Raw genomic sequence first — 9088 nt, forward strand, 5'->3', positions numbered from 1 at the left:
GCTTTCGAGTGGGACGAGTGGGAGATCCCGGCGTTCGCCGGGATGACGAGGGAATGCTCAGTCATTCACGGCCCTCGGGTGGGACGCGGTCAGGGGTTCGGCCAGGGCGGCGCGCCAGCGGTCGACGATGGTCTCCACCAGCAGCGGGTGGACGCCGATCGGCTCGCTCACCACGTCGGCGCCGGCCTCGGCGAGTTGCTCGCTGAACCGGCCCGGTGCCAGCAGGTAGGAGGCGATGGCGATCCGGCGGTGGCCGGCTGCGCGCAGCTCGGCCACCGCCTCGGGCACGGTCGGCGAGGACGCGGTGACGAAGCCTGCCAGGGCCGGACGGTCCACGGCCCTGGAAAGCTCCCGTGCCACGGCACGCACCTCGGCGACCGCCCGGGGACGCAACGACCCCGCCCCGGCGAGCACCACCGCATCGAAGTCGCCGACCGCGTCCAGGCGCTCCAGGACGGCGGGCAGCACGTCGGCACCGACCAGCGGGGTGGCGGTGGCCAGCCCGCCGGCGGCGGTGATCGCCGCCGGAATGTCGGAGGTGACGTGGTAGCCACCGGTCAGGAATGCCGGCACCACGATCGCCTCGCCCAGTTCACGCAACGTGTCGGTCAGCGTGGGGGTGTGGATGTCCACCCAGCCGAGCCGGACGTCCGCACCGCTGGCCGTGGCGACTGCTTCGGCGAGCTCCATCGAGATTCGGGTGCCGAGTGCCGAGCGGGTGCCGTGCACCGCCAGCACCAGCGGCGGCTGATACGAAGACCAGGTCATCAGATCGACCAGTCCAGTGTCGCGGCGTCGAACTCCTCAGCGCTCAGCCCGGCCCGGATCATGCCGGCCGCCAGCGTGCTGCCCATCTGCGCGTCGACCAGCAGAAAAGCGCCGGTGCGACGGGACGCCGAATAGTTCTCGGCGACGATCGGAGCGGCCAGCCGGATGCTGACCCGGCCGATGTCGTTGAGAGTCAGCGCCTCGGCCTCGACCGGGGTCAAGGTGTCCAGGTCGAGCCGGCCCCTGATCTCCTTCACGATGCCCTGCACGGTACGGGTGGTGTGCTTGAGCAGCACCTTCGACCCCGGACGGAGCGCCCGGTCCGACAGCCAGCAGACCAGCCCGTCGATGTCCTGGGTGGGCGTCGGCGCATCGGCGGCCGAGGCGATCAGCTCGCCGCGGGTGATGTCCACCTCGTCGGCCAGCCGCAGCGTCACCGACATCGGCGCGAACGCCTCGTCCAGTTCCTCACCGGCGGCGTCGATGCCGACCACCGTGGTGGTCCGGCCCAGCGGCAGCACACTCACCTGATCGCCGACCCGCACCACACCGGACGCGATCTGCCCGGCGTAGCCGCGGTACTCGACGTGCTTGGGGTCGCGGGCGGCGGCCTGCGGACGGATGGTCAGCTGCACCGGGAACCGGAACGGCTCGTTCTCGACCGTGGTGCCGGACGGCAGCTCCTCCAGCAGTTCCAGCAGGCTGGGGCCGTCGTACCAGGGGGTCTGCTCGGAGCGCTCCACGATGTTGTCGCCGAGCAGCGCCGACACCGGCACGCACCGGACGTCCTCAATACCCAGCCCGGCGGCCACCTCGGCGATCTCGGCGGCGACGGTCGCGAACCGGTCGGCGTCGAAGTCGACCAGGTCGATCTTGTTCACCGCGAACACCAGGTGCGGCACCCGCAGCAGGGCCGCGACGGCGAGATGCCGGCGGGTCTGCTCGAGCACGCCCTTGCGGACGTCGACCAGCAGCACCAGCACGTCGGCGGTGGACGAACCGGTCACCGTGTTGCGGGTGTACTGGACGTGCCCGGGGCAGTCGGCCAGCACGAAGGTGCGCTTGGCGGTGGCGAAGTAGCGGTAGGCGACGTCGATGGTGATGCCCTGCTCACGCTCGGCGCGCAGGCCGTCGGTGAGCAGCGCCAAGTCGACGATGCCGAGGCCCTTCTCCTTGCTGACCCGCTCGACGGCAGCCAGCTGATCGGACAGCACCGACTTGGAATCGTGCAACAGCCGTCCGACCAGGGTGGACTTGCCGTCGTCGACACTGCCCGCGGTGGCCATCCGCAGCAGCGTGCCGGTGGTATCGCTGCTTGTCAGAACTGCGCTGCTCATCAGAAGTAGCCTTCCTTCTTGCGGTCCTCCATGGCGGCCTCGGTGAGCCGGTCGTCGGCGCGGGTGGCGCCGCGTTCGGTGATCCGGGTGGCGGCCACCTCGGCCAGCACCGCGGCCACATCGGCGGCGTCCGATTCGACGGCGCCGGTACACGACATGTCGCCGACCGTGCGATACCGCACGGTCTTGGTCACCACCTGCTCGGACGGCTTCGGCTGGGAGAACTCGCCGACGGCCAGCCACATGCCGTCGCGGCTGAACACCTCGCGTTCGTGGGCGTAATAGAGCGCCGGCAGCTCGATGTTCTCGGCCTCGATGTAGCGCCAGACGTCCAGCTCGGTCCAGTTGCTCAGCGGGAACACCCGGACGTGCTCGCCGGGACGGTGCCGCGGGTTGTACAGATTCCACAGCTCGGGCCGCTGGTTGCGCGGATCCCACTGGCCGAACTCGTCACGCAGGCTGACCACCCGCTCCTTGGCGCGCGCCTTCTCCTCGTCGCGGCGTCCGCCACCGAAGACGGCGTCGAAGCGGCCCTCGGCGATGGCGTCCAGCAGCGGCTGGGTCTGCAGCGGGTTGCGGGTGCCGTCGGAACGCTCCACCAGCCGTCCGTCGTCGATGTAGTCCTGCACCTTGGCCACGATCAGCCGGGCGCCCAGCGACTCGGCGACCGAGTCGCGGAACTCGAGCACCTCGGCGAAGTTGTGACCGGTGTCGACATGCAGCAGCGGGAACGGCAGCGGTGCCGGCCAGAACGCCTTCGCAGCCAGGTGCAGCATCACCACGGAGTCCTTGCCGCCCGAGAACAGCAGCACCGGACGCTCCAGCTCGCTGACCGTCTCGCGGATGATGTGGATCGCCTCGGACTCCAGCTCACGCAGTTGGCTGAGTCGCCGCGCGCTCTCGTTGGTCGAGCCGGCGTCGGTCGAGCTTGTCGAGACTCCTCGCGAGGTTTCGACAAGCTCAACCAGCGGTTCCACCGAGGTGTCGACAAGCTCACCCGCCGGCGCGGACGGCTTCAGGTTCAGGCTCTGCAATGCGGTCACGAAGGGGGCCTCCACGATCTCGGCGGTCTCGGACGGCTGCACATGCAGTCCGCATTCGGTCTTGTTCAGCCCCGCCCAACGGCCGGCGCGGGGATCCTCGCCGGGAGCCACCGGACGGGTGCACGGTGCGCAGCCGATCGACGGGTAGCCCTGGGTGAGCAGCGGGTTCGTCGGCACCTGATGGGTGCTGGCGTAGTCGAGCAGCTCGTCGAAGCTCCAGGCGGCGATCGGGTTGATCTTCACCATCTGGTGACCTTCATCCCATTCGACGAACGCGGTGTTCGCGCGCAACGCGTTGTCCTCACGGCGGACCCCGGTCACCCAGGCCTCATAGCCGGAGAGCGCGGCGTTGATCGGCTCCACCTTGCGCATCTGGCAGCACAGGGCGGCGTCCCGGTCGTGCAGCCGCGCCCCGTACTCGGCGTCCTGCTCGACGACGGTCAGTTTCGGCAACACGTCGACGATGTGCACCGGCGCCGCTGCGGCCAGCGCGTCCCGGGTGGCGACGGTCTCGGCGAAGTGGTAGCCGGTCTCGAGGAAGAGCACATCCACGCCCGGCAGGTGCTGCGCCACCAGGTGCGGCACCACCGTGTCACCGGCCATCGAGCAGGCCACCGCGACCCGTCCGGAAAAGTTCTCGGCCGTCCAGGCGGCGACATCGTCGGCCGTCCAGTCCGCGCAGCGGGCCTGCGCTTCGGCCACCAGCGCCCGCAACTCGGCGGTGCTGCGACGGGTGATCGCCACTTCGGCGGTCACCGCAGCGCCTCTTCGTCGCTGCGCTTCACCCACGCCGAGAAGCTCTCGCCACTCTCGGCGTCGTCGGCGAACCGGCGGACGACTCGCTCCACGTACTCGGGCAGGTCCTCGGCGCTCACCTTCAGCCCGCGGACGGTGCGGCCCAGCCCGGCTTCCTCGCGCTCGGACGTCGCCAGCCCACCGCCCAGATGCACCTGGAAGCCGAACTCGGGCTCGCCGTCCGCGCCGGTCAGGATCTGGCCCTTCAGCCCGATGTCGGCGGTCTGGATGCGGGCGCAGGAGTTCGGGCAGCCGTTCAGGTTGAGGGTGATAGGCAGTTCGAGCTTGACGTCGCTCAGCCGGTTCTCCAGCTCGGCGATGGTGGCGGTCGCGGTGTCCTTGGTGTCGACGAAGGCCAGCTTGCAGAACTGGATGCCGGTGCAGGCCATGGTGTTGCGCCGGAACGGGCTGGGATCGGCATGCAGGCCGAGGCCTTTCAGTTCGTCGACCAGGCCGGTGACCTCGTCGGCGGGCACGTCGAGCACCAGCAGCTTCTGGTGCGGAGTGAACCGGAGGCGCTGCGAACCGATCCGCTCCGCGGCGTCGGCGAGCTGGTTCAGGATGGTGCCCGAAACCCGTCCGACGGTGGGGGCGACACCGACGTAGAACCGGCCGTCCTTCTGGGCGTGGATGCCGACATGGTCGCCGGCGTACGGCGCGGGAGCCGGCGCGGGGCCGTCCGCCAGCGGGTAGCCGAGGTACTCGTCCTGCAGCACCTGGCGGAACTTCTCCGGACCCCACTCGGCGAGCAGGAACTTCAGCCGGGCCTTATTGCGTAGCCGGCGGTAGCCGTAGTCGCGGAAGATCCGGACGACGCCGTGCCACACCTCGGGCGCCTGCTCGGCGGTGACGAAGGTGCCCAGCCGCTCGGCCAGCCGAGGCGCGACGCTCAGCCCGCCGCCGACCCACAGGTCGTAGCCGGGGCCGAGTTCGGGGTGCACCACGCCGACCAGCGAGATGTCGTTGATCTCGTGCACCACGTCGAGGCTGGGGTGACCGGTGATCGCGGTCTTGAACTTGCGCGGCAGGTTGGAGATGTCGGGGTCGCCGATGAACCGCTCGACGATCTGATCGATCACCGGGGTGGGGTCGATGATCTCGTCGGCGGCGATGCCGGCGACGGGGGAGCCCAGCACCACCCGCGGGCAGTCGCCGCAGGCCTCGGTGGTGATCAGGCCGACGGATTCCAGCCGGCGCCAGATCTCGGGCATGTCCTCGACCCGGATCCAGTGCAGCTGAACGTTCTGCCGGTCGCTGATGTCGGCGGTGTCACGGGCGAACTCGGTGCTGATGCCGGCGATCACCCGCAGCTGGTCGGTGCTCACCGCGCCGCCGTCGATCCGGACCCGCAGCATGAAGTACTTGTCCGAGAGCTCGTCGGGGCCCAGTGACGCCGTCCGGCTGCCGGAGATGTCCTGGCGGCGCTGGGTGTACAGACCCATCCAGCGGAACCGGCCGTGCAGGTCATCAACGGGGATCGAGTCGAACCCCTCCTTGGCGTAGATCTGCTCGATCCGCGCCCGCACGTTGAGCGGGTTGTCCTCGGCCTTGAACTCCTCGTTGTGGTTCAGCGGCGCGGTGCCGTCGACCAGCCATTGCCCGTTGCTGCGGCCCTCGCGAGGCGGACGGACCCGGGCGGGCGCGGTTGCGGTCATGAGAACTCCTGATAGTGGGAGAGATCCGGGCCGGCGTCGGCCAGATCGGAGGGAGGGGCGTCAGAAATCAGGCGCAACACATGGCGCAGCGCATCTCACACGCGGGAACAACGTGACGCCGGATCACGAGCGGGAGAGTGCGAAGCATGCCGTGAAGCTACACACACCGACGCTCTCGGCCTGCATCGGGGGTCCAGGATCCGCCCAATGGTAGTACTTATAAACATCCGGACGCCCGGTGCCGGCTCTTCTGAGGGCTACGGTGTGTCTGTGGGTGCACACCGGGCCCGGCCGGCCGGGTCGTACGGATGGGATGCGGCGTGGGTGCCGATCTTCTGGCTGGTGTGCGGCGTCGCCTGCCTGGTCGGCGCCGCATTCTCGGCTTCGGCCGACCCGCCGTGGAACATCATCGCGCTCCTCTATCCCACCCTGCTGGGCCTGCTCTTCATCGCAGGCGGGCTGGTCTATCTGCGCGCGACGCTGCGTGGCAAGTTCGAGGTTTGGGCCGAGACGCTCGACGCCCTCGGGCTGCGCGGCGATGAGGACGCGCTCGATCTCGGCTGCGGGCGCGGGGCGGTCGCGAGGCGGCCTTGCGTGAGGCGTTACGCGTGTTGCGGATCGGCGGGTGGCTGGTGATCGTCGACATCAGCGCCACGAAACAGTATGTGCGGATCCTCGGCGAGCTCACCGGCGAGTCTGTGAGCCGCGTCCCGCTCGGCTGGCGGATGTGGTGGACGGGCCCGTGGATGTCGACCGCACTCGTCACCGCGACCCGCACCCGTTGACAGAACCACGCTTCGTCGGGCCGACAGGCGCGGCCACTAGGCTGACCCCGGAAGACAGCACGGGACGAGGGGTTGCTCGGGTGGGTGAGGTGGATCAGGTCGCGGGGGTACCGCGATTGCGCCGTCCCACCCGCGAGGCCCTTGCCGGCTACTGGAGCGACCTGGCCACCGCCTGGCGGGTGCCCGCGGTGAAACGCGGCCTGCTGGCCACCTTCCTGCTCGCCCTCGGGTCGTTGACACCCGCCTACCTGCCGCAGAACAGCCCCTGGTGGGAACCGATCCGTGCGCTCGGCCTGGACAACGGCACCACCAAGGTGATCGGTACCGCGCTGGTGGTCGCCGCCGTGGTGCTGCTGGTGGACGCCTGGTTCCGGCTCCGGCCCGGCCTGTACCTGGACTTCAAGCATTGGGCGGTGGGCCTGATCTGGGCGCTGCCGCTGCTGCTCGCGCCGCCGATCTTCAGCCACGACGCCTATTCCTATGCCGCGCAGGGCTGGCTGCTGCACAACGGCCTCAACCCGTACGAGACGCCGGTCAGTGTGTTGCCCGGCGCCTTCGCCGACCAGGTTGCCTGGGTGTGGCGCTACACCCCGGCGCCGTACGGTCCGCTCAGCCTGCAGATCTCGCACCTGATGGTGCTCGCCGGCGGTCTCGACCCGTATGTCTCGACGCTGCTGATGCGCATTCCGGCGCTGATCGGCGTCGTGCTGATCGTCTACTTCCTGCCCCGGCTGGCGGCCCGGCTCGGCACCGACGTCCAGCTCGCCGCCTGGTTCTCGACGATCAACCCGCTGCTGCTGATCGACCTGGTCGGCGGCATGCACAACGACGCGCTGATGATCGGGCTGATCATCCTGGCGCTCTATCTCACCCATCGCCGTCCGCAGCAGTTCTGGCTCGGCGCGATCATCGTGGGGGTGGCGGCTGCGGTGAAGCAGCCGGCGTTGCTCGCCGCCTACCCGGTGGCGCTGATCGGGCTGCCCTGGCAGTGGAACACCCAGCACGTGCTGAACAAGCTCGCCCGCGCCGCGATCTCCTCGGTGATCGCGATCGGCGTCTTCGTGCTGATCTCGCTGGCCACCGGGCTGGACTTCGGCTGGATGAACGCCATCGACGTTCCCGGCCGGGTAGTCACCCTGGCCCCGCTGTCGCTGCTCGGCGAAGGGATCAGGTTGCTCTGTGTGCTGGCCGGGTATCCGACGTTGGGTACCCAGATCGCCGGCAGTCTGCTGGTCGCCGGGGTGGTGGCGTCCGCGCTGATCGTGGCCTATCTGGCCGTCACCGTCGCGCGGCGGCGTCCGGTCACCTTCCTGTCCTGGTCCTACTTGTGGGTGGCCCTGCTCGGCCCGGCGATGCACTCGTGGTACCTGCTCTGGGGCGGGCTACTGCTACCGCTGACCAGGCCGACCGAACGGGTGCAGAAGGTCGCGGTCGTGGTGACCAGCGTGCTGCTCGGCTACGGTGCCGGCAACCTGGCCTGGCGCAACGACACCGGCATCGGGCTGGGCCTGGCCGGACTGGCGCTGATCATCACCCTGTTGGTGCGCTACTTCGACGAACACCGGACGATGGGAGCCCACAAGTGAGCGACGAGGTCCTCTTCGAGGTGGACGGCGGCGTCGGCAGAATCACGCTGAACCGGCCGCGGCAGATCAACGCGCTGACCCAGGCGATGCTCGCCGAGATCGGCGACCGGCTCGCCGACTGGGTCGACGACGACGCGGTCGAATGGGTGCATCTGACCGGTGCGGGGGAGCGCGGGCTGTGCTCCGGTGCCGACGTCCGGGCGCTGCGGGCCGAGTTGACTGAGCGGGGCGAGGCCGCGGCCGAGGTCTTCTTCACCATCGAATACGCCGTGGACGCACTGATCGCGAACTACCCGAAGTCGGTCCGAGCCGACATGTTCGGCATCACCATGGGCGGTGGCATGGGCCTGTCCGCACACTGCTCCGAGCGGGTGGTGCGTGCCGACAGCCGACTGGCGATGCCCGAGACCATCATCGGCCTGTTCCCCGACGTCGGGGTGCTCTACGAACTCTCCCGCGCTCCCGGAGAGCTGGGCACCCACCTGGCGCTCACCGGCGGCAGCGTGGGGGCCGCGGACGCCGTCCTGCTCGGCTTGGCAGACCACGCGGCGGGCGAGGTGCCGCCGGCGGTACTGCCCGGCCAGCGGGACTGGATCGACGCCTGCTACGCCGGCGACGACCCGCTGGCGATCGTGCACCGGCTCGAGGAGCATCCGGACGCCGAGGCCCGCGAGACCGCCGCGGTGCTGCGGCAACGCTGCCCGTTCGCGGTCGCGGTCACCCTGGCGGCCATCCGTCGTGCCGCGACGCTGCCGAGCGTCGCCGCGGTGCTGGCGCAGGACCACGCCCTGGCCGTGCCGATGGTGCTGCGCCCCGATTTCTCCGAGGGCGTCCGCGCCCAGGTGGTCGACAAGGACCGCAACCCGGCCTGGAACCCGGCACGCCTCGAGGACGTCGACCCCGCCGAAGTCGCGGCAGTCTTCGCTCAACTGGTGTAGCACTCCGTGCTGGTTGAGCTTGTCGAAACCTCGTAAGCCGTCCGCAACTCGAGTGGTCTCGACGTAGAGGATGTAAGTGCCCTCCCGGCAAAGGGGGCGTGTGACCCTGGTCTCGACTGGCGTGCCTGGTGAGGTCTGCCTTTGGTTTGATCCGTCCACGGCCTCTTGCTGGTGGGGTGAC

At 69.6% G+C, this 9088-nt stretch carries 8 protein-coding genes and 1 pseudogene; 4 read left to right on the plus strand and 5 right to left on the minus strand.

Translation table 11 applies throughout. The features are described 5' to 3' along the window. Positions 1-57 precede the first annotated feature (57 nt). The 5 genes and pseudogenes from QM624_RS19270 to QM624_RS19290 all read right to left on the minus strand — a co-directional run bounded on the left by QM624_RS19270 (position 58) and on the right by QM624_RS19290 (position 5598). Positions 58-768: a sirohydrochlorin chelatase gene (locus QM624_RS19270; protein WP_415094848.1), complete on the minus strand. Its 711-nt coding sequence runs from the start codon at positions 766-768 to the stop codon at positions 58-60. Further along, on the minus strand, positions 768-2105 hold the full coding sequence (locus QM624_RS19275; RefSeq protein WP_415094850.1) for a sulfate adenylyltransferase subunit 1: 1338 nt from the start codon (positions 2103-2105) through the stop codon (positions 768-770). The genes QM624_RS19270 and QM624_RS19275 overlap by 1 nt, the downstream gene beginning before the upstream one ends. Continuing rightward, positions 2105-3190 carry a sulfate adenylyltransferase subunit CysD gene (gene cysD / locus QM624_RS19280; RefSeq protein WP_415094862.1) on the minus strand — a complete coding sequence of 362 codons (1086 nt, stop codon included), beginning with the start codon at positions 3188-3190 and terminating at the stop codon, positions 2105-2107. Before cysD ends, QM624_RS19275 begins: the two co-directional genes overlap by 1 nt. Beyond that, positions 3191-3886 (minus strand): annotated as a pseudogene (locus QM624_RS19285) (phosphoadenylyl-sulfate reductase); the annotation flags it as partial. It abuts the gene before it with no gap. 14 nt (positions 3887-3900) lie between these two features. Next, positions 3901-5598, minus strand: coding sequence for a nitrite/sulfite reductase (locus QM624_RS19290; RefSeq protein WP_415094852.1), 1698 nt, complete (start codon positions 5596-5598; stop codon positions 3901-3903). Positions 5599-5922: 324 nt separating this feature from the next. On the opposite strand from QM624_RS19290, the gene QM624_RS19295 reads away from it, so the two are divergent. The 4 genes from QM624_RS19295 (at position 5923) to QM624_RS19310 (ending at position 8907) form a co-directional block, all read left to right on the plus strand. Then, positions 5923-6234 carry a hypothetical protein gene (locus QM624_RS19295; RefSeq protein WP_415094854.1) on the plus strand — a complete coding sequence of 104 codons (312 nt, stop codon included), beginning with the start codon at positions 5923-5925 and terminating at the stop codon, positions 6232-6234. Beyond that, positions 6207-6383 (plus strand): hypothetical protein, encoded by a 177-nt coding sequence (locus QM624_RS19300; protein WP_415094856.1) that lies wholly within the window; start codon positions 6207-6209, stop codon positions 6381-6383. The genes QM624_RS19295 and QM624_RS19300 overlap by 28 nt, the downstream gene beginning before the upstream one ends. 80 nt (positions 6384-6463) lie before the next feature. After that, positions 6464-7969: a polyprenol phosphomannose-dependent alpha 1,6 mannosyltransferase MptB gene (gene mptB, locus QM624_RS19305; RefSeq protein WP_415094858.1), complete on the plus strand. Its 1506-nt coding sequence runs from the start codon at positions 6464-6466 to the stop codon at positions 7967-7969. Beyond that, on the plus strand, positions 7966-8907 hold the full coding sequence (locus QM624_RS19310; RefSeq protein WP_415094860.1) for an enoyl-CoA hydratase/isomerase family protein: 942 nt from the start codon (positions 7966-7968) through the stop codon (positions 8905-8907). The genes mptB and QM624_RS19310 overlap by 4 nt, the downstream gene beginning before the upstream one ends. The last annotated feature ends 181 nt before the right edge of the window (positions 8908-9088 follow it).

Source organism: Micropruina sp. (assembly GCF_047606365.1).
Lineage (GTDB): Bacteria > Actinomycetota > Actinomycetes > Propionibacteriales > Propionibacteriaceae > Micropruina.

What these genes read in the sequence shown, in the direction of transcription:
- QM624_RS19270 (WP_415094848.1), bottom strand. Translation starts at nt 768, where the DNA reads ATGACCTGGTCTTCGTATCAGCCGCCGCTGGTGCTGGCGGTGCACGGC.
- QM624_RS19290 (WP_415094852.1), bottom strand. Translation starts at nt 5,598, where the DNA reads ATGACCGCAACCGCGCCCGCCCGGGTCCGTCCGCCTCGCGAGGGCCGC.
- QM624_RS19275 (WP_415094850.1), bottom strand. Translation starts at nt 2,105, where the DNA reads ATGAGCAGCGCAGTTCTGACAAGCAGCGATACCACCGGCACGCTGCTG.